This window comes from Pseudomonas sp. B611, assembly GCF_055407965.1.
The window spans coordinates 384,552-402,790 of sequence record NZ_JBUZST010000001.1; the positions used below are offsets into that span (position 1 = coordinate 384,552).

At 61.6% G+C, this 18,239-nt stretch carries 18 protein-coding genes; 8 read left to right on the top strand and 10 right to left on the bottom strand.

The window, feature by feature from the left end; all coding sequences use genetic code 11:
* The first annotated feature begins 115 nt into the window (after nt 1–115).
* Nucleotides 116–526, top strand: coding sequence for an HPF/RaiA family ribosome-associated protein (locus ACZRMO_RS01855; protein WP_017736189.1), 411 nt, complete (start codon nt 116–118; stop codon nt 524–526).
* 53 nt (nt 527–579) lie between these two features.
* On the opposite strand, the gene ACZRMO_RS01860 is transcribed toward ACZRMO_RS01855, so the two are convergent.
* On the bottom strand, nt 580–2,094 hold the full coding sequence (locus ACZRMO_RS01860) for an MFS transporter (protein ID WP_463971706.1): 1,515 nt from the start codon (nt 2,092–2,094) through the stop codon (nt 580–582).
* Nucleotides 2,095–2,200: 106 nt separating this feature from the next.
* On the opposite strand from ACZRMO_RS01860, the gene ACZRMO_RS01865 reads away from it, so the two are divergent.
* Entirely contained in the window at nt 2,201–3,073 is an 873-nt protein-coding gene (locus ACZRMO_RS01865) for a LysR family transcriptional regulator (protein ID WP_463971707.1), read from the top strand.
* Between the two features lie 136 nt (nt 3,074–3,209).
* On the opposite strand, the gene fecA is transcribed toward ACZRMO_RS01865, so the two are convergent.
* The 3 genes from fecA to ACZRMO_RS01880 all read right to left on the bottom strand — a co-directional run bounded on the left by fecA (nt 3,210) and on the right by ACZRMO_RS01880 (nt 7,063).
* Entirely contained in the window at nt 3,210–5,546 is a 2,337-nt protein-coding gene (fecA, locus tag ACZRMO_RS01870) for a TonB-dependent Fe(3+) dicitrate receptor FecA (protein ID WP_463971708.1), read from the bottom strand.
* A 90-nt stretch (nt 5,547–5,636) separates the two neighbouring features.
* On the bottom strand, nt 5,637–6,578 hold the full coding sequence (locus ACZRMO_RS01875) for a FecR domain-containing protein (RefSeq protein ID WP_463971709.1): 942 nt from the start codon (nt 6,576–6,578) through the stop codon (nt 5,637–5,639).
* Complete coding sequence (locus ACZRMO_RS01880; RefSeq protein WP_463971710.1) at nt 6,575–7,063, bottom strand: sigma-70 family RNA polymerase sigma factor; 489 nt, start codon at nt 7,061–7,063, stop codon at nt 6,575–6,577. The genes ACZRMO_RS01875 and ACZRMO_RS01880 overlap by 4 nt, the downstream gene beginning before the upstream one ends.
* A 171-nt stretch (nt 7,064–7,234) precedes the next feature.
* On the opposite strand from ACZRMO_RS01880, the gene ACZRMO_RS01885 reads away from it, so the two are divergent.
* Genes ACZRMO_RS01885 through ACZRMO_RS01905 form a run of 5 tightly spaced genes read left to right on the top strand, consistent with a single transcriptional unit; the run spans nt 7,235 to nt 10,997 of the window.
* Nucleotides 7,235–7,537, top strand: a complete 303-nt coding sequence (locus tag ACZRMO_RS01885) for a DUF3649 domain-containing protein (RefSeq protein ID WP_124527349.1) — start codon at nt 7,235–7,237, stop codon at nt 7,535–7,537.
* Nucleotides 7,534–9,108: a PepSY-associated TM helix domain-containing protein gene (locus ACZRMO_RS01890; protein WP_463971711.1), complete on the top strand. Its 1,575-nt coding sequence runs from the start codon at nt 7,534–7,536 to the stop codon at nt 9,106–9,108. Before ACZRMO_RS01885 ends, ACZRMO_RS01890 begins: the two co-directional genes overlap by 4 nt.
* The gene (locus ACZRMO_RS01895; RefSeq protein ID WP_463971712.1) at nt 9,109–9,435 is read left to right on the top strand and encodes a DUF3325 domain-containing protein; all 327 of its coding nucleotides are present in this window, start codon (nt 9,109–9,111) and stop codon (nt 9,433–9,435) included.
* 9 nt (nt 9,436–9,444) lie between these two features.
* The gene (locus ACZRMO_RS01900; RefSeq protein WP_124527346.1) at nt 9,445–10,023 is read left to right on the top strand and encodes an RNA polymerase sigma factor; all 579 of its coding nucleotides are present in this window, start codon (nt 9,445–9,447) and stop codon (nt 10,021–10,023) included.
* Nucleotides 10,020–10,997, top strand: coding sequence for a FecR family protein (locus ACZRMO_RS01905; RefSeq protein ID WP_463971713.1), 978 nt, complete (start codon nt 10,020–10,022; stop codon nt 10,995–10,997). The genes ACZRMO_RS01900 and ACZRMO_RS01905 overlap by 4 nt, the downstream gene beginning before the upstream one ends.
* Here ACZRMO_RS01905 and ACZRMO_RS01910 read toward each other — a convergent pair whose 3' ends face one another.
* Both ACZRMO_RS01910 and yejK read right to left on the bottom strand, forming a co-directional pair.
* A complete protein-coding gene (locus ACZRMO_RS01910; protein WP_463971714.1) occupies nt 10,998–11,348 on the bottom strand; it encodes a glutaredoxin family protein in 351 nt (116 codons plus the stop codon).
* On the bottom strand, nt 11,348–12,352 hold the full coding sequence (gene yejK / locus ACZRMO_RS01915; RefSeq protein WP_003171997.1) for a nucleoid-associated protein YejK: 1,005 nt from the start codon (nt 12,350–12,352) through the stop codon (nt 11,348–11,350). Before yejK ends, ACZRMO_RS01910 begins: the two co-directional genes overlap by 1 nt.
* Nucleotides 12,353–12,747: 395 nt before the next feature.
* Between yejK and ACZRMO_RS01920 the strand changes: the two genes are divergently transcribed.
* A complete protein-coding gene (locus ACZRMO_RS01920) occupies nt 12,748–13,029 on the top strand; it encodes an HU family DNA-binding protein (RefSeq protein ID WP_003188840.1) in 282 nt (93 codons plus the stop codon).
* 64 nt (nt 13,030–13,093) lie between these two features.
* On the opposite strand, the gene rlmF is transcribed toward ACZRMO_RS01920, so the two are convergent.
* The 4 genes from rlmF to ACZRMO_RS01940 all read right to left on the bottom strand — a co-directional run bounded on the left by rlmF (nt 13,094) and on the right by ACZRMO_RS01940 (nt 18,205).
* On the bottom strand, nt 13,094–14,113 hold the full coding sequence (rlmF, locus tag ACZRMO_RS01925) for a 23S rRNA (adenine(1618)-N(6))-methyltransferase RlmF (RefSeq protein ID WP_463971715.1): 1,020 nt from the start codon (nt 14,111–14,113) through the stop codon (nt 13,094–13,096).
* A gap of 218 nt (nt 14,114–14,331) precedes the next feature.
* Nucleotides 14,332–17,178: a valine--tRNA ligase gene (locus tag ACZRMO_RS01930; protein WP_124527342.1), complete on the bottom strand. Its 2,847-nt coding sequence runs from the start codon at nt 17,176–17,178 to the stop codon at nt 14,332–14,334.
* A 213-nt stretch (nt 17,179–17,391) separates the two neighbouring features.
* Nucleotides 17,392–17,769, bottom strand: a complete 378-nt coding sequence (locus tag ACZRMO_RS01935) for a DNA polymerase III subunit chi (RefSeq protein WP_463971716.1) — start codon at nt 17,767–17,769, stop codon at nt 17,392–17,394.
* A 7-nt stretch (nt 17,770–17,776) separates the two neighbouring features.
* Nucleotides 17,777–18,205: a DNA polymerase III subunit chi gene (locus ACZRMO_RS01940; protein ID WP_463971717.1), complete on the bottom strand. Its 429-nt coding sequence runs from the start codon at nt 18,203–18,205 to the stop codon at nt 17,777–17,779.
* Nucleotides 18,206–18,239: the final 34 nt, after the last annotated feature.

The window sequence follows — 18,239 nt, forward strand, 5'->3', positions numbered from 1 at the left end:
AAGGGCTTGAATTGTTCGGCTGACTGCTCAATTGTGTAGTCAAGAGGTCATGGTTTCACCGCATCGGTGTTGCAGTTGTGACCTCTCGCGAGCTAGCTGAAATAAGGGAAAAACTATGCAAATCCAAGTCAATAGCGATAACCATATTGAAAGCAGCATCCGACTGGAGGAGTGGGTACGTACTACCATTGAAAGCACGCTCGAACGTTACGAAGAGGACCTGACCCGCGTTGAGGTCTACCTGCGGGATGAGAACGGCGACAAGCCCGGTCCCCACGATTTGAGCTGCCGCCTGGAAGCACGGCCAAAAGGCCATCAGCCGCTCTCGGTACTGCACAAGGCCGATACCCTGGAACAGGCGATCGACGGTGCTGCGACCAAGCTGGACCACGCGCTGGAGCATCTGTTTGGCAAACTGCAAGGCAAGCCCCGCGCTGCCGCGAAACCCCAGCCAGCCAAAAGCGTGAATGATGACGCGCTTGAAGAGGAATTCCTGGAAAACGAAAACGCTGCACTCAATAGCTGACAGTTTTTTCCATCCCACTGAGAACGGGCCTGCATTTGCAGGCCCGTTTGCGTTTAGTGGTTCCGTCGGAAGAAGTACCCGCTCAACAACGCCAACCCGCCCGCACCCATGCCCGCGAATAGCATCGCCCAACCTGTGCCATGACGCAGTGCGGCCTGGGCCTCGGCGAACGACAGCCCCATGGACCCTGTCAGCTTGCCCGCCGCAATGTCCTGGCTGATGGCTGGCCAATCCAAAGCCGTGCTGGCGGGCAAGATAGCTGCCAGTTGATGGCCGATGCCCAGCAACAGCACCAGCCCCATCAACGCGATGTTGAGTGCCAGGGTGATCAATCGTGCGCTGAGATCGATGCCCGAAGCCATGCCCGCGCGGTCGGCCGACACCGAGCCGGTGGTGGTGTTGGTGGTTGGCGAGTTGGTCAACGCCAAGCCCACGCCGGCTATCACGCAGCTGACCAGCACCAGCACGATGCTCGGCTGCGCCGCAGTGTTGACGGCAGCCATACTCAAGAACCCCGCACCCATCAACCCCAGCCCCAGGGGAATGATGCGTTCGGCGCCGTAACGCAGGGCCAGGCGTTCGGCCAGTGGCGGCACCAGCAAGGTCGGCAAGGTGTAGGCGAGCAGGGCGACGCCGGTGGTCAGGGTGTCGTAGCCCAGGCCAGCCTGGAAGTAGAGCGGCAGGTAGATCATGAACGGCCAGAAGCTGAAGTTCATGCCGATGGAACCCATCAGTGCACCGTTGAACCGCTGGATGCGAAACACCGAGAAATCAAACATCGGGTGGGCGCTGCGTTTCTCGATAACCATGAACAGCACCAGGCCGAGCAGTGACAAACCCGCCCAACCCAGCATGGCCGGGGTGCCGAAGCCGAGTTCGCTGCCTTGGGTGATGAAGTACACCAAGGCAAACACCGCCAGCGTTAAGGTCAGCATGCCGGCGATATCCAGGCGATGGCCGGCCGGGTCGCGGGATTCCTGCACGCTGATATGCAGCAATCCCAATGTAAGAAGCGTCAGCGGCACATGCACGAGAAACACCCAGCGCCAGTCCGCCACGGCCAGGATCAACGCGCCGACCATTGGCCCGAAGCCCAGCCCGACGCCTGCGATCACACCCCACACCGCAAAGGCGCGTGCGCGCGTCGCCGGTTCGCGGAACTGGTGCGACAGAATCGCAAACTGACAGATCATCATCGCCCCGGCGCCAATACCTTGTACGAAACGTGCGGCGATCAGCGTGGAAGCATCGTTGGCCAGGCCACAGGCAAGCGAGGCCAGGGCAAACAACCACAGGCATAGCACCAGCATGCGTCGCCGGCCGAAGCGGTCCGCCAAGGTGCCCGCCGCCATCAGTACGCTGGTGCAGGCCAGGGTGTAGGCATTCATGATCCATTGGGCGTCCTGGAAACCGGTGCCCAGTTGCTGTTCGAGGGTGGGCAGGATGACCGGCACGCTGGAGATTTCCAGGCCGAACATCAGGGCCACCAGGCACACGGCAGTGAGGGCGAGGCGGTCTCTGGTGGCGTGTGGTGGGTTGGCGGCGGATATCGTGGCGGCAGGTGGCATGGGATTCTCCTGGTCATAGTGAAGTCGGGCTATTTTCAGGGGAATCAATTTCTTTATTCGTGATAAGTTTTCCGCTGATAAGGGAATCAAGAGCGACAATTGAATCATGGCCACCCCACGTTTTGATGGCGTTGAACTGTTTCTGCAAGTGGTGGAAAGCGGCAACCTGACGGAAGCCGCCGAGCGCCTGAACCTCACCCGTTCGGCGGTGGGCAAAGGTTTGGCGCGGTTGGAAGCACGCCTGGGCACGCGCCTGTTGCAGCGTTCTACCCGTCGACAGCATCTGACAGAAGACGGGCAGGCGTACTACGAGCATTGCCTACGCGCCTTGGCGGAATTGGAGGCGGCCGAATCGGTGCTGGAAAGTGGGCGCCAGCAACCACGCGGGCGGTTAAGGGCGAGCGTGCCGCTGGCGTTCGGGCATCACTACGCGGCGCCTGCGTTATGGGGGCTGATGGATCGTTATCCAGAGTTGGAAATCGAGATCAGTTTTGCTGATCGCATGATCGATCTGGTGCAGGAAGGTTTTGATATCGCCGTGCGTATCGGACCGTTGCCCGACACCGATCGCCTCAGCGCCCGCCGCCTGGGGGAGCAAGCCATGGGCCTCGCCGCATCGCCGGCGTACCTGCAACGTGTGGGGCACATCGAATCCATCGATGATCTGGCAGGCCGTCGGGAGATTGCCTACAGAACCAACACCCCGCATCGCTCACGGCTGATAGCACCGCTGGTACTGGACGACCTCCAGGCCGTGGCCGATGCCGCCATCGCGGGCGTCGGCCTGGCCTGGTTGCCGAGTTGGTTGATTGCCCATTACGTCCTGCGTGGGCAACTGGAAGCGGTGCTGCCGGGCTACCGTGAACAGCCTTCGCCGATCCACGTGATTTGGCCGACCGCACCGCACATGCCGGCCAAGACCCGCTGCGCCATCGACGCATTGGTCGCCGCGACCCCCAGTTGCCTGGCGGGCAGCTAATGTGGCGAGGGAGCTTGCTCCCGCTGGGGCGCGAAGCGGCCCCACGCGTTGTTTGAACGAATGGGACTGCTGCGCAGTCCAGCGGGAGCAAGCTCCCTCGCCACAACAAGCTCCCCTGACACAGGGGTTTATGTGGTTAGAACGCGATGGAGGTCTGCACGTACACCGTGCGCGGCTCGCCGACGTACTTGCCCTTGTTGTTGTCGTCGAACGAGCGGGTGAAGTACTGCTTGTTGAAGATGTTTTTCACACCGACGGCGACGTTCAAATCTGACAGCTGTGGGCCAAAGTCATACGCCGCACGGCTGCTGAACAGCATGTAGCCAGGGATGCGTCCGGTGTTGCCGTCGGCATTTTCCTGCTCGGTATTGGCGTTGTCGGCGAACTGGCTGCTCTGGTAGCTGCTGTCCACGTTAAGTTTCCAGCGCCCTTCGGTGTAACCCACGCCCAGGGTGCCTTTGTGCTTGGACGAGAAGGGCACGCGGTTGCCTTTGTTCGGGCCGTCTTCACGGATGGTCGCATCGACGTAGGCGTAACTGGCGTACACATCAAAACCGGCCAGCGCCGGGCTCAAACCGTCGAGGGCATAGTTGATGCTGCTCTCGATGCCCTGGTGGCGGGTTTCACCACGGGCGATCACCGAGTCGTCGGTCTGGTTGCTTTCGTACTGGTTGTCGAAGTTGATCAGGAACGCGCCGATTTCTGCACGCAAGGCGCCGTCGTCGTAGCGCGTGCCGATTTCCCAAGTGCGCGCTTTTTCCGGTTTGACCTGGCCTTTGGGCACACGCTTGGCCATCTGGCTGTACTGCACGCTGCCGAACGAACCTTCGGTGTTGGCGTAGAGGTTCCAGCTGTCGGTGAGGTGGTAGAGCACGTTCAACGCCGGCAACGCGGTGTTGTAGTTGCCTTTGTAGTTGAGGTTGTTGATGTGGTCGGTCTGCTCGGACTTGATCATCTCGTAGCGCACGCCCGGGGTGATGGTCCACTTGCCGATATCAATCCGGTCGTCGATGAAGAACGCATTGGCTTCGGTGCTGCCACGGGTATCGCGGTCGTTCTTGCTGTTGGTGGTAGGAATTTGCTGGTTGGCCGAGATCGGCGTGGTGTAGCGCAACTCGTGGCCGGCTTCGTTGATATAGCGATAGCCCACGCCGACTTCGTGGCTGGTGTTGCCGAGGTCGAAGCCCTGGGCAAAGCGGGTTTCCAGGCCGCGCACCCAGTATTCGCGGGGCGACAGGGACAGGAAGCGGGTCTGGTCCAGGTAGCCGTTACGCAGGGTGGTGGTGAAGAAAGTGTTCACGGTGAATTCGCGGCGGTCTTCCTGGTAGCGGTAACCGGCGTTGAACATCGTACGGCGGCCCCAGAATTTGTCGTAGGGCCGGGTGGACTGATACGGATCAGCCTTGTAGTCCTTGACGTTCAAACCACCGGGCATATCCGCCTGGCCTTCGTAGTACTGCGCCATGGCGTTGAAGCTGTTGGCTTCGTCCAGCTGGTATTTGCCCTTGAGGATCAGGTCGTCGATGCGCGTGTTGCTGTTTTCGCGCCAGTCGCCGCCACGGGTGCCGGAGTACAGGATCGCGCCGCCCAGGCCGTTGTCGGCCGTGCCGCCGGCCAGCAGGTTGCCGGTAGTCTTGAAGCCATCATGGCTGGACGACGGGCTGGTTTCGGTCTGGAAGCCGCCTTTGACCGTGGGCGCATCCGGGATTGCGCGGGTCACGAAGTTGACCACGCCGCCGACGTTCTGCGGGCCGTAACGCACGGCGCCGCCGCCGCGCACCACGTCTACCGCGTCCATGTTGCCCATGCTGATCGGTGCGAATGACAACTGCGGCTGGCCATAGGGTGCAAAGGGCACCGGGATGCCGTCCATCAGCACCGTGGAGCGCGACGCCAGGCGCGGGTTGAGGCCGCGAATGCCGAAATTCAGCGCCATGTCGTGGCTGCCGGTGCCGTTGTTTTCCGGGGCGTTGACGCCGGGGATGCGGTTGAGCACGTCGCGGGCCTGGGTGGCGCCCTGGCGTTCGAATTCTTCGCGGCGGATCACGTCACGGGCGCCGGGGTGTTCGAAGACGTTGGTTTGCGCGGCATCGCCGAGCCAGTCGCCGACCACGCTGGAGGTGCCCAACTCGATGGTCGCCGGTGCATTGGCCGACTGCAGGCTGTAGGCATTGTCGCCTTCGGCGCGGGCTTGCAGGCCGGTGCCTTCCAGCAGTTTCTGCAGGCCTTCGGCGGCGCTGTAGTTGCCGGACAGGCCAGGGCTCTGCATGCCCGCGGTGACTTCTGAACCGAAGGAAATCAGCACACCGGCTTCGCGGCCGAACTGGTTCAGGGCGGTTTCCAGCGAGGTCGGTGCGATGTGATAGGGCTTGGCGTCAGCCGCCATCACCGCAGGCAGCACGGTAAGACTCAAGCTGGCGCCGAGTAGGAGTTGGCGCAGGGAGCGGGCAAGAAGCGTCGGTTGCTGGGGCATGAAGAGCGTCCTGAGAAGGAAGGATCAAGGTGGCTTTCCTTCTCTGTCACGCGAGGTGTGGAAAACGGCTCACAGGTATTGAAAATAATTTCAGGCGCGCGCCTCGACGGTCACCCAATAGCGGGTAAAGCGCCGCACCTTGACCGGCAGGCTCACGGTGAGCAGGTCGAGGATGCGTTCGCTGTCGTCCAGCGGGTAGCTGCCGGAGATCAATAGGTTGGCGACTTGCGGGTCGCAGTTGAGCTGGCCACGGCGATAACGTCCCAGTTCGCTGAGGAAATCTTCCAGGCGCATGTGGGCTGCGACCAGCATACCGTCGGCCCAGGCGCCGCTATTGGCGTCGGTGGCGCGCGGGGTGTCCCAACCTTTGCGGGTGAAGTTGACCTGCTGCGCCGCGTCGACGCGCAGCGGCAGGCCGCTGTAGGTGTTGGGCATCACGTCCACGTGGCCGTCGAGGACCGCCAGTTGGGTGTGGTCGTTGAACTGGCGCACATTCAGGCGTGCAGCCTGGCTGCTGAGCAGACCCTGGCCGGTCAAGACTTTGAGCGGTGCAGGACCTTTGACGCCGGTCAGCAGGATCTCGCCTTCGAGCAGGCGGACCAGGCGTTGCTGGCCGTCGAAGTGCACATCCACCGCGCTGCCGGTGTTGAGGTGCAACTGGCTGCCGTCGGCCAGTTGTACCTTGCGCCGTTGGCCCACCGGGCTGCGGTAGTCGGCGGTCAGCGGCGGCAGGATATGTTGCTGGCGCAGGCTCCAGGCGGCGGCCGAACCGGCACCGAGAATCAGCAGCAGCTTGAGGGCCTGGCGCCGGCTGGTGGAGGTTGGCGCGTTCAACGCCGCATGGGCCAGGGGCGAGGGCATGCCGCGCAGGCGCTGGTTGACGCGTTGCATATGGTCCCAGGCGCGCTGGTGTTCACTGTGGGCATTCAGCCAGTGCTGCCACGCCGCGTGCTGGCGCGGGTTGAGGCTGCCTTGCTGCATTTCCATCAGCCAATGCACGGCTTGTTCGGCGACTTGGGTGGAGAAGTTCATAGGGCAAAGTAGCAGCGCATGGCCGCTTTATTCAGGTGGCGTTTGACGGTGGCGATGGAGATGCCCAGTTCCGCGCCGATTTGTGCGTAGGTCAGGCCGTCGAGCTGGGCCAGCAGGAAGGCGCGTTTGACTGGGGTGGGCAGGCCGTCGAGCAACTGGTCCAGTTCGACCAGGGTTTGCAGGATGATGGCGCGTTCTTCTTCCGAGGGCGCCACGTGTTCGGGCATCTGCGCGAGGGCGTCGAGGTAGGCGCGCTCCAGGTCCTGGCGGCGGTAGAAGTTGAACAGCACGCGCTTGGCCACGGTGGTGAGGAAGGCGCGGGGTTCGATCAGCGTGGGCGCTTCACGGGCGGTGAGCACGCGGATGAAGGTGTCTTGCGCCAGGTCGGCGGCACTTTCCGGGCAGCCGAGCTTGCGTCGCAACCAGCCGGTGAGCCAGTGGTGATGGTCGTTGTACAGAACTTCGACGGTGTTGGACGGCTGCAACGCAATCACTCCACAAGCATTTCGCATGCTTTAGAGAACAAGAATTGTTCGCATTGTAGGCGGCCCGATACGGTTCGGCAATCCGCCAGCAGCGGTGTTTCATCCGTTCTGTTTTGCTTATGAGAATATTTATCATTAATATTGCGCGCTGATGAACCTGGCGCCTCCTGCATGAAAAGCAAAACCTCACTTCCCGTCGCTTACCGTCTTGCCGTGACATCACGGGTGCTTGCAGCTGTGGTCGGCGGCTATCTGATGGCCTCCCTGGCCGCCATCTGCCTGGCGCTGTGGCTGCCCACGTCCCGCGCCGACGCGGTGATCACCGGGATGATGAGTTCGTTTGTGTTCTATCTGCTGGCGGTGCTCTGGTGCTTTGCGTGCCGTACGGCCTGGCGTGCCTGGTTTGGCGTGATGTTGCCGAGCGCGGCGTTTGCCACCCTGGCGGGTGTGGGCTTGTGGATGGTGCGCACATGAAAGAGGGCTTTCGCCAGGCCATGGCCTGGTTGCACACCTGGAGCGGGCTGATCTTTGGCTGGCTGTTGTTTGCGATTTTCCTGACGGGCACCTTGGCGTATTTCAAGGAAGAAATCAGCCACTGGATGCAGCCCGAAGTGCAGGCCTATCCACTGGACAACGCACGCAGCCTGAACGTGGCGCAAACCTATCTGCAACAAACGGCGCCGAAGGCCGCGCGCTGGTTTATCAACCTGCCGGACGAGCGCGACCCGGCCTTGTCGGTGATGTGGCAAGACAAGCTCGACCCTGGCCGGCGCGGCAACTTCATGCAGAAAACCCTCGACCCGGTCACCGGCCAGGACGTGCAGGCCCGCGAAAGCATGGGCGGCGACTTCTTCTATCGCTTCCACTTCCAACTGCAAATGCCTCACCCCTGGGGCCGCTGGCTGTCCACCATCGCCGCGATGGTGATGTTTGTCGCGTTGATCACCGGGATCATCACCCACAAGAAAATCTTCAAGGACTTCTTCACCTTCCGCCCCCGCAAAGGCCAGCGCTCCTGGCTCGACGGGCATAACGCGGTGGGCGTGCTGGTGTTGCCGTTCCATTTGATGATCACCTACAGCAGCCTGGTGATTTTCATGAGCATGGTGATGCCAGCGCCGATCCTCGCCTCTTACAGCGGCGATACTCGCGCCTTTTTCAACGAAGTGTTCCCTGCCACTAATAACGCGCCGGCGCTGGGGCAACCGGGCCAATTGCTGCCGCTGTTGCCGATGTACGAACAGGCGCGGGCGCAGTGGGACGGTGGCCACGTAGGCCGGCTGGGGGTGAACAACCCCAGTGATGTGAATGCTTCGGTCAATGTGTTTCGCGCCAGTTCCGACAGCGTGGTGCATGAATTCAACAGCATCGTGTCGTTCAACGGCACCACTGGCGAACTGCTGCGCAGCAGTGACGGGCAATCGCTGCCGGCGATTATCGGTGGCAGTTTCTATGGCCTGCACATGGGCCATTTCGCCGGCCCGGTGCTGCGCTGGCTGTACTTTATCTGCGGCCTGGCGGGCACGGCGATGATCGGCACCGGGCTGGTGATCTGGCTTGGCAAGCGCCAGCTCAAGCATGCCAAGAGCGGCGTGATGCCGTTTGAACTGCGCCTGGTGGAAGTGCTGAACATCGCCAGCATGTCCGGGCTGATGATCGCCATTGCCGCGTTTTTCTGGGCCAACCGCCTGTTGCCGGTGAACTTCGCCGAGCGCTCGGACTGGGAAGTGCAAACCTTCTTTATTGCCTGGGGCTTGAGCTTGCTGCACGCGATTCTGCGCCGTGGCCGCCAGGGCTGGGTCGAGCAATTGGGTTTCGGCGCGCTGTTGTTTGCCGTGATTCCGTTGCTCAACGCGCTGACCACCTCGCACCACCTGGGCGTTTCATTGGCGACGGGCGACTGGGCCATGGCCGGCTTCGACCTGACCTGCCTGGCGAGCGGCGTGTTTCTCGCCTGGGCAGCCTGGAAGATGCAGCACCGCGTGGCACCGCAAGCCAAGGCTGAACGCGCGCGGCCGTTGACCCTCAAGCAGGAGACGAACTGAATGCTGCTCGCGCTCTTGATGTGCTACGCAGGGTTTACTGCGCTGTGCCTGTCCACTGACCGTCACCACGGTGAGCTGCTGCACAGCAAGCCGTCGCCCCGTCGGCGCCTGGGTTTGCGCGTAGCGGGGTGGTTGCTGCTGGTGCTGTCGATCTGGCCAGCCGTGGCGCTCGGCGGTTGGAGCCGTGGCTTGGTGGACTGGTGCGCCGTGCTGATGCTCAGCGCGTTGCTGCTGGTGTTGCTGTTGCCCTATCGACCAAGGTTGGCCTTGATCCTGGCGGGTGTTGGCCTACTGGCCAGCCCCGTCGCTGCTTTCGCCACCCTCTGAGCACCGCCCATGATGATCAGCACCCCACCGGAGTCCGAGGACAGCCAGCGCGCTGAATCAGCGGGTGGGCGTGCGCATTTCCTACAGGTGTTTCTCTCGCAGCGTTCGCAGATGGAAGCCCTGGTCAATCGGCGCGTAGGCTGCCGGGCCACGGCCGCCGACCTGGTGCAGGACTTGTTCCTGCGCTTCTGGCGTCGCCCGCTGGTGCAGGTCGAAGAGCTCAGCACCTACCTGCTGCGTTGTGCCGGCAATATCGCCATCGATCACTTGCGCAGCGAAGGCGCGCGGGTGCGCAGCAGCGAGGGTTGGCTGCCGGAACAGCAAGACAATCAGGGGTCCGAACCCCAGGCGGCGTTGGAGGCGGGCAATGATTTGCGTCACGTCGAAGCTGCGTTGCGCAGCTTGCCGGAGCGCACCCGGCAGATTTTCCTGCTCAACCGCATCCACGGCCGCAAGTACGCGGAGATCGCCAAGGCCATGGGTCTGTCCCAAAGTGCCGTGGAAAAACATATGATGCGTGCCCTCGAAGCCTGCAAAGCCAGCCTTCGTGAGCCATCACCCCCACGCACGCCAGGGAAAGCACCGTGAACCGCACCCCCACGCCTGACCAGGAACACGCCGCTCTGGCCTGGCTGAGCCTGTTGCACGACCAACCCAGCAGCGGCGACCAGGCCACGTTCAGCCGATGGCTGCGCGCCGCCCCGGCCCACGTCGAGGCCTATTCGCAGGCCCAGGTGCTGTGGGAATTGAGTGAAGTGCCTGCGCGGAAACTCGCGGACGAAGAGGCGTTGGCGTTGCAGGGTTACCTGAATGCGATGAATACCTCCAGGCGCTCACGGGCGGTGCGTTGGTCTGGCGCCCTGGCGATGGCGGCGTGCCTGCTGTTGATGGTGTGCATGGGTGCGGGTTGGCAGCCCTCGCGCTGGGTCGATGACTTTGGCGCCGATTATGTGAGCGCGCCGGGGGAGGTGAAGACGGTCACCCTGGCCGACAAGTCCCAAGTCACTCTCGACGCCGACAGTGCGATTGCCGTGGATTTCAGCCATGGCGAGCGGCATATCCAACTGCGCCGTGGCGCGGGTTTTTTCAGCGTGACCCACACCGGAGAATCCTTTGTGGTGCAGGCCGGCAGCGGTGAAGCGCGGGTGCTGGGCACACAATTCGAAGTGCGCCTGCAACCTGCGGGCGCACAGGTGACGGTGTTGTCGGGTCGGGTCGGCGTGACGCCGTCCAAACAGGGCCAGCAGCAGATTCTTACCGCCGGGCAGCAAGTGGCCTACGCCGAGGGTGTGGCCGATGCCATGCACCCGGTGGACAGCGAATCGCGCCTGGCCTGGCGCGACGGTTGGCTCAACTATTACAAGGCGCCATTGGCCGATGTGGTCAATGACCTGGAGCGTTACTACCCGGGCCGCATCCTGCTGCTCAACGAAGAGATGGGCGCCAAGCGCGTCAGTGGCAGCTTCCCGAGCAAAGACCCGCAGGCGGTGTTGAATGCGTTGCAGGCGGTGCTGGGGTTTGAACAGCATCACGTGCTGGGGCGGATGATCGTGGTGCGCTGATTACTTCAGCGCCGCCGTGATTTTTTCCGGGCTGAATTCCCGGATCAACGTGCCGTTCACATCCACAAACGGAATCCCGCCGCCGCCCAACGCCTCATACGCCTTGCGCGCCTGGGCGTCCTTGTCGATATCGAACGCCTGATACGGAATGCCCTTCTGATCGAGGAAGCGGCGGATCTGCTTGCAGTACCCGCACCACTCGGTGGAATAGAGCACCACCCGCGCCGAAGCCCGGGTTTGCTCCGAAACCACCTGCGACGGGTTGAACACCCGCTCGATCTTGCCCCAGTTCTGGATCACCACCACGACCAGCAACACCAGCAGGACTTTTTTAAAGACCCCGCCGAGCATCAGTTGCGGCGCTTGAGCTGGTCGGTCAGTTGAGTCGGCAGGCCCTTGATGATCAAGGTGCCAGCGGCTTCGTCGTATTCGATCTTGTCGCCCAGCAGGTGCGCTTCAAAACTGATGGACAAGCCTTCGGCACGGCCGGTGAAGCGGCGGAACTGGTTGAGGGTGCGCTTATCCGCGGGAATTTCCGGCGACAGGCCGTAGTCCTTGTTGCGGATGTGGTCATAGAACGCCTTAGGCCGATCTTCATCGATCAACCCCGACAGTTCTTCCAGGCCCATCGGTTCGCCGAGCTTGGCCTGGCTGCTGGCGTAGTCCACCAGGGTCTTGGTTTTTTCGCGGGCGGATTCGTCCGGCAGGTCTTCGCTTTCAACGAAGTCACTGAACGCCTTGAGCAGGGTGCGGGTCTCGCCCGGGCCGTCGACACCTTCCTGGCAGCCGATAAAGTCGCGGAAGTACTCCGAGACCTTCTTGCCGTTCTTGCCTTTGATGAACGAGATGTACTGCTTGGACTGCTTGTTGTTCTGCCACTCGGAGACGTTGATGCGCGCCGCCAGGTGCAATTGGCCGAGGTCCAGGTGGCGCGACGGGGTCACGTCCAGCTCGTCGGTCACCGCCACGCCTTCGCTGTGGTGCAGCAGGGCGATGGCCAGGTAGTCGGTCATGCCTTGTTGGTAGTGGGCAAACAGCACGTGGCCGCCGGTGGAGAGGTTGGACTCTTCCATCAGCTTTTGCAGATGCTCGACGGCGGTGCGGCTGAAGGTGGTGAAATCCTGGCCACCGTCGAAATATTCCTTCAACCAGCCACTGAACGGGTGCGCACCGGACTCGGCATGGAAGAAACCCCAGGCCTTGCCTTGCTTGGCGTTGTAGCTCTCGTTGAGGTCGGCAAGCATGTTCTCGATGGCGGCCGATTCGGACAGTTCCGAATCACGGGCGTGGAGAACTGCGGGGGTGCCGTCGGGTTTTTTGTCGATCAGGTGGACGATGCAATGACGGATCGGCATAGGCTTCTCGGCTGGTTGAAGGGGAGCGGTTGGCCTCCCCGAAAAGTCGCCCAGTGTACCGCACCCATTGGGCAAGACGTGCTCCGAAGGCCGTTTTGGCACTCTCCGACGGGGCATATTCCTTTTTTTCACGCTTTAGAGCGATAAAGCTGACCAAATGGGTAGGTAGAAGCGGATATTTCCCCGTCTCTGTGCTAGTTTTGCCCGGTCTTACGCCAAGTCTCGGCGTTAAGCGTGCATTCAGCATCTGTCAGGTCGAACCAATCCCCGTTTCAAGCATCTATAACCCCGAACTTCGTGGTTATGGTCAGGGGTGCCAGGCCTTGACGGTCGGGCTCGATGGCTGACACTGCACTCTGCAATCCATATGAATTTGATAGGGAAGGAACACCACAATGGCTATTACTAAAGACCAACTGATCGCTGACTTGGCTGAAGCCGTAGACGCACCGAAAACTACCGTGCGCGCTCTGCTGGACCAACTGAGCCAAGTTGTTGCTGATCAGCTGGAAAACGGCGGCGAAATCACTCTGCCAGGCGTTGGCAAACTGAAAGTGACCGAGCGTCCTGCCCGTACTGGCCGTAACCCTTCGACTGGCGCTGCCATCGAAATCGCTGCCAAGAAAGTTATCAAGCTGGTTGTGGCCAAAGGCCTGACCGACGCTGTTAACAAGTAAGACGCAGCAAAAAAAACCGTGCTCCGGAGCGATCCGGGCACGGTTTTTTGTTGCCTGCGATTTGTCAGTCGCGAACCCAGCGCTGGCGCCAGATCTGCTGCTCGTTCTTGGTCTGGAAGGTCCAGGCGACAAAGCGGCTTTGTTTCTGCCCCTGGGACATTTCCACCACTTGGCTTTCCAGCACGCCGGCCTTTTTCAGGGCTGTCTCGATCGCGGGCAGGTTTGACGCTTTTGACACCAAGCAGCTGAACCACAACACCTTGTGGGCAAAATGGGCGCTCTCGGCGATCAACTGGGTCACAAACCGCGCTTCGCCGCCTTCACACCACAGTTCAGCCGATTGGCCACCGAAGTTCAGTACCGGCAATTTACGCTTGGGATCAGCCTTGCCCAAGGCGCGCCATTTGCGCTCGCTGCCTTTGGTGGCTTCGTCCATGGACGCATGGAACGGCGGGTTGCACATGGTCAGGTCAAACCGCTCGCCCGGCTCCAACAGGCCCAGCAGGATCTGCTTGGGGTTGGTCTGCTGGCGCAGTTGGATGACCTTGCTCAGGTCGTTGGACTGCACGATGGCCTTGGCTGCCGCCACGGCGATCGGGTCGACCTCGGAGCCGAGGAAGTTCCAGCGGTACTCCATGTAGCCAATCAGCGGGTAGACGCAGTTGGCGCCCATGCCGATGTCCAGCACCTTGACGATGGAGCCACGGGGGATCTTGCCGTCATTGACGCTGGCCAGCAGGTCGGCGAGGAAGTGCACGTAGTCCGCACGCCCCGGTACCGGTGGGCACAGGTAGTCGGCCGGGATGTCCCAGTGCTGGATGCCATAGAAGGACTTGAGCAACGCCCGGTTGAACACGCGCACCGCATCCGGGCTGGCGAAGTCGATGCTCTCTTTGCCGTACGGGTTGATGATCACGAATTTCGCCAGTTCCGGCGTGGTCTTGATCAGCGCCGGGAAATCGTAACGGCCTGTGTGGCGGTTGCGCGGGTGCAGCGTGGCCTCTTTGCGCGGCGCGACGGGTTTGGCCGTGGCGGCGGTTTTAGGCTTCTTGCGCGGAGGCTTGGGTGTGCTGGGGGCGGTCATGATGATTCTGGTGTTGGCTCAAAGTGGTGGGCATTGTCACACATTCTCAGGGTGAACTCGGTTAAATGTGGGAGCGGGCTTGCTCGCGAATGCGGTCCATCAGAAACAGATGCAGTGCCGGACACACTGCATTCGAGAGCAAGCCCGCTCCCACATTGATTGGGTTGTCAGGCCAAAAAAAAGAGGCCCGAAGGCCTCTTTTCTACACAGATTGCAGCTTACAAGCTGGAAATCCGCGCATGTTGCTCCGCCAGCTTGCCCAGGGCCTGTTCGGCCTCGGCCAGTTTGGCGCGTTCCTTGTCGATCACTTCGGCCGGGGCCTTGTCGACGAACGCCGCGTTGGACAGCTTGCCACCCACGCGCTGCACTTCGCCTTGCAGGCGTGCAATTTCCTTATCGAGGCGAGCCAGTTCCGCGCCCTTATCGATCAGGCCAGCCATTGGCACCAGCACTTCCATCTCGCCGACCAGTGCAGTGGCGGACAGCGGTGCTTCGGCGTCGGCCGCCAGTACAGTGATGGACTCCAGCTTCGCCAGCTTCTTGAGCAGCGCATCGTTCTCAGCAAGGCGACGTTGATCTTCAGCGCTGGCGTTCTTGACGAACACGGCCAGTGGCTTGCCCGGGCCGATGTTCATCTCGGCGCGGATGTTGCGCGTGCCAAGCATCAGGGTCTTGAGCCATTCGATATCGCTTTCGGCCGCCTCATCGATACGCGCTTCATTGGCCACTGGCCAAGGTTGCAGCATGATGGTCTTGCCTTCGATACCGGCCAGCGGCGCGAGGCGCTGCCAGATTTCTTCGGTGATGAACGGCATGAACGGGTGTGCCAGGCGCAGCGCCACTTCCAGCACGCGCACCAGGGTGCGACGGGTGCCGCGCTGGCGCTCGACCGGGGCGTTTTCGTCCCACAGCACTGGCTTGGACAGTTCCAGGTACCAGTCGCAGTACTGGTTCCAGATGAACTCGTACAGGGCTTGTGCCGCCAGGTCGAAACGGAACTGGTCGAGTTGGCGGGTCACTTCGGCTTCGGTGCGTTGCAGTTGCGAGATGATCCAGCGATCCGCCAGGGACAGCTCGTAGGCTTCGCCGTTCTGGCCGCAGTCTTCGCCTTTGTCCAGCACGTAGCGCGCCGCATTCCATATCTTGTTGCAGAAGTTGCGATAGCCTTCGACGCGGCCCATGTCGAACTTGATGTCGCGACCGGTGGACGCCAGCGAACAGAAGGTGAAGCGCAGGGCGTCGGTGCCGTAGCTGGCGATGCCGTCGGCGAACTCGTCGCGGGTCTGCTTCTCGATCTTCTTCGCCAGTTTCGGCTGCATCAGGCCCGAGGTGCGTTTCTGCACCAGGGTTTCCAGGTCGATGCCGTCGATGATGTCCAGTGGGTCGAGGACGTTGCCCTTGGACTTGGACATCTTCTGGCCCTGGCCATCACGCACCAGGCCGTGTACGTACACGGTCTTGAACGGTACTTGCGGGGTGCCGTCCTCGTTCTTCACCAGGTGCATGGTCAGCATGATCATCCGGGCAACCCAGAAGAAAATGATGTCGAAACCGGTGACCAGCACGTCGGTGGAGTGGAATTTCTTGAGGAATTCGGTCTGCTGCGGCCAGCCCAGGGTGGAGAACGTCCACAGGCCCGAGCTGAACCAGGTGTCCAGTACGTCGTTGTCCTGTTGCAGCGCAATGTCGGCACCGAGGTTGTGCTTGGCACGCACTTCGGCTTCGTCGCGGCCCACATAGACCTTGCCCGACTCGTCGTACCAGGCCGGAATGCGGTGGCCCCACCACAGCTGACGGCTGATGCACCAATCCTGGATGTCGCGCATCCATGAGAAGTACATGTTTTCGTACTGTTTTGGCACGAACTGGATGCGGCCGTCTTCCACGGCAGCAATCGCAGGCTCGGCCAGCGGCTTGGTGGACACGTACCACTGGTCGGTCAACCACGGCTCGATGATGGTGCCCGAGCGGTCGCCCTTCGGCACTTTCAGGCCGTGGTCGTCCACGCTCACCAGCAAACCGGCGGCGTCGAAGGCCGCAACGATCTGCTTGCGCGCTTCGAAACGGTCGAGGCCGGCGTATTCGGCCGGGATCTTGCCGTCGATGCTCTCGTTCAGCGTGCCGTCCAGGTTGAACACCTGGCAGGCTGGCAGCACGGCAGCATTTTTGTCGAAGATGTTCAGCAGCGGCAGGTTGTGGCGCTTGCCGACTTCGTAGTCGTTGAAATCGTGGGCCGGGGTGATTTTCACGCAGCCGGTGCCGAATTCAGGGTCGCAGTAGTCGTCCGCGATGATCGGGATGCGGCGGCCGACCAATGGCAGCTCGACGAACTTGCCGATCAGCGCCTGGTAGCGCTCGTCGTTCGGGTTCACGGCCACGGCGGCGTCGCCGAGCATGGTTTCCGGACGGGTGGTGGCGACGATCAGGTAGTCGTTGCCCTCGGCGGTCTTGGCGCCGTCAGCCAGCGGATACTTGAGGTTCCACAGGAAACCTTTCTCGTCGTGGTTTTCCACTTCAAGGTCGGAAATGGCCGTGTGCAGCTTGGTGTCCCAGTTGACCAGGCGTTTGCCGCGGTAGATCAGGCCGTCTTCATGCAGGCGCACGAAGGCTTCCTTCACCGCTTCCGACAGGCCGTCGTCCATGGTGAAGCGCTCGCGGCTCCAGTCTACGGACGAGCCCAGGCGACGGATCTGACGGCTGATATTGCCGCCGGACTGGTCTTTCCATTCCCAGATCTTTTCCAGGAATTTCTCGCGGCCCAGGTCGTGACGGCTCTGGCCGGTGGCTTCGAGTTGGCGTTCCACCAGCATTTGCGTGGCGATACCGGCGTGGTCGGTGCCTGGCTGCCACAGGGTGTTGCGGCCCTGCATGCGGCGGAAACGGATCAACGCATCCATGATCGCATTGTTGAAGCCATGGCCCATGTGCAGGCTGCCAGTGACGTTCGGTGGCGGAATCATGATGGTGTAGGAATCGCCCGCGCCTTGCGGGGCGAAATAATTCTCGGATTCCCAGGTGTTGTACCAGGAAGTTTCGATAGCGTGCGGCTGGTAGGTCTTATCCATGCGCGGCGGGACCCTAGTTGGCATTTATTCAGGAAAGCCGGCAAGTATAACGGGGGATAGGGCGCAGGGCGAGGCGAAGACTGGCTTGAAATGTACGCTGAACAAATGTGGGAGCGGGCTTGCTCGCGAAAGCGGTGGATCAGTCAAAGTATGTGTTGACTGTCATACCGCATTCGCGAGCAAGCCCGCTCCCACAGGGGATCTGTGTTTAATTCAGGATTGGTATTGGCTGAGCAACCGCTCCATCCGCGCATCCAGCCGGCGTTTGATCTCGGTCTCGATATGCGGGGCGAAGTCATCGATCACGTCTTGCATGATCAATTGCGCGGCGGCGCGCAGTTCGTTGTCCAGGTGCAGCAGCAGGGCGTCCGGGCCTTTTTCGGCGGGGGCGGGTTCTACAGCGTCGGCAACCGGCTCCGGCGCAGCGGCCTTGGCGCCGACCATGTCGAACAACAGCGGAATCTGTACCTCTGGATCGACCGAATCGGTCAACAGCGGCGGTTGCAAATCATCATCACCGAGCAACTGGCGGATCGACTCGAGGTCGTCCAGCAGGTGGTCGTCTTTTTTTATAGGGTTGGGAGTGTCCATCATTTACTCAAAGTCGTTGTAGCCGGTGATCCTGCAAAGGATAGCCCTGTTCGCGATAGAAACGGAAACTCTCCCGCGCGGCCTGACGAATAGCCGGATCTTCCACCACCACCTCTGCCACGCGGGCAAACGCCTTGGCGAACGGCGGCACTTTCAGGTCGAGGTTGACCAGCAGGTCATGGTGCTCGCCGCAACTGTCGCCCAAACCCAGCACAACCAGGCCTTCGGGTTCAGATTCGGCAGGGCCGTGGGGCACGAAGCTTTCGCCCTTGAAGCGCCACAGGCGGGCGTCGAGCTCGTCGCGTTGGGCGGCATCGCTGCAATGCAGGTAGATGCGGTGGCCCATGCGCCAGGCTTTTTCGGTGAGTTTGCAGGCGAAGTCCAGGCGCGCGAGCGGGTCGGCGCTGGGCAATATATAGAAGTCGACTTGGGTCATTGCGGTTCCTGGAACCCAGGGGGGCTTTATAAAA

What these genes read in the sequence shown, in the direction of transcription:
- fecA (WP_463971708.1), bottom strand. Translation starts at nt 5,546, where the DNA reads ATGCCCCAGCAACCGACGCTTCTTGCCCGCTCCCTGCGCCAACTCCTA.
- ACZRMO_RS01940 (WP_463971717.1), bottom strand. Translation starts at nt 18,205, where the DNA reads ATGACCCAAGTCGACTTCTATATATTGCCCAGCGCCGACCCGCTCGCG.
- ACZRMO_RS01885 (WP_124527349.1), top strand. Translation starts at nt 7,235, where the DNA reads ATGAAAAGCAAAACCTCACTTCCCGTCGCTTACCGTCTTGCCGTGACA.
- ACZRMO_RS01900 (WP_124527346.1), top strand. Translation starts at nt 9,445, where the DNA reads ATGATGATCAGCACCCCACCGGAGTCCGAGGACAGCCAGCGCGCTGAA.
- ACZRMO_RS01930 (WP_124527342.1), bottom strand. Translation starts at nt 17,178, where the DNA reads ATGGATAAGACCTACCAGCCGCACGCTATCGAAACTTCCTGGTACAAC.
- ACZRMO_RS01875 (WP_463971709.1), bottom strand. Translation starts at nt 6,578, where the DNA reads ATGAACTTCTCCACCCAAGTCGCCGAACAAGCCGTGCATTGGCTGATG.
- ACZRMO_RS01855 (WP_017736189.1), top strand. Translation starts at nt 116, where the DNA reads ATGCAAATCCAAGTCAATAGCGATAACCATATTGAAAGCAGCATCCGA.
- ACZRMO_RS01865 (WP_463971707.1), top strand. Translation starts at nt 2,201, where the DNA reads ATGGCCACCCCACGTTTTGATGGCGTTGAACTGTTTCTGCAAGTGGTG.
- ACZRMO_RS01920 (WP_003188840.1), top strand. Translation starts at nt 12,748, where the DNA reads ATGGCTATTACTAAAGACCAACTGATCGCTGACTTGGCTGAAGCCGTA.
- ACZRMO_RS01935 (WP_463971716.1), bottom strand. Translation starts at nt 17,769, where the DNA reads ATGGACACTCCCAACCCTATAAAAAAAGACGACCACCTGCTGGACGAC.
- ACZRMO_RS01860 (WP_463971706.1), bottom strand. Translation starts at nt 2,094, where the DNA reads ATGCCACCTGCCGCCACGATATCCGCCGCCAACCCACCACACGCCACC.
- ACZRMO_RS01910 (WP_463971714.1), bottom strand. Translation starts at nt 11,348, where the DNA reads ATGCTCGGCGGGGTCTTTAAAAAAGTCCTGCTGGTGTTGCTGGTCGTG.
- rlmF (WP_463971715.1), bottom strand. Translation starts at nt 14,113, where the DNA reads ATGACCGCCCCCAGCACACCCAAGCCTCCGCGCAAGAAGCCTAAAACC.
- ACZRMO_RS01895 (WP_463971712.1), top strand. Translation starts at nt 9,109, where the DNA reads ATGCTGCTCGCGCTCTTGATGTGCTACGCAGGGTTTACTGCGCTGTGC.
- ACZRMO_RS01890 (WP_463971711.1), top strand. Translation starts at nt 7,534, where the DNA reads ATGAAAGAGGGCTTTCGCCAGGCCATGGCCTGGTTGCACACCTGGAGC.
- yejK (WP_003171997.1), bottom strand. Translation starts at nt 12,352, where the DNA reads ATGCCGATCCGTCATTGCATCGTCCACCTGATCGACAAAAAACCCGAC.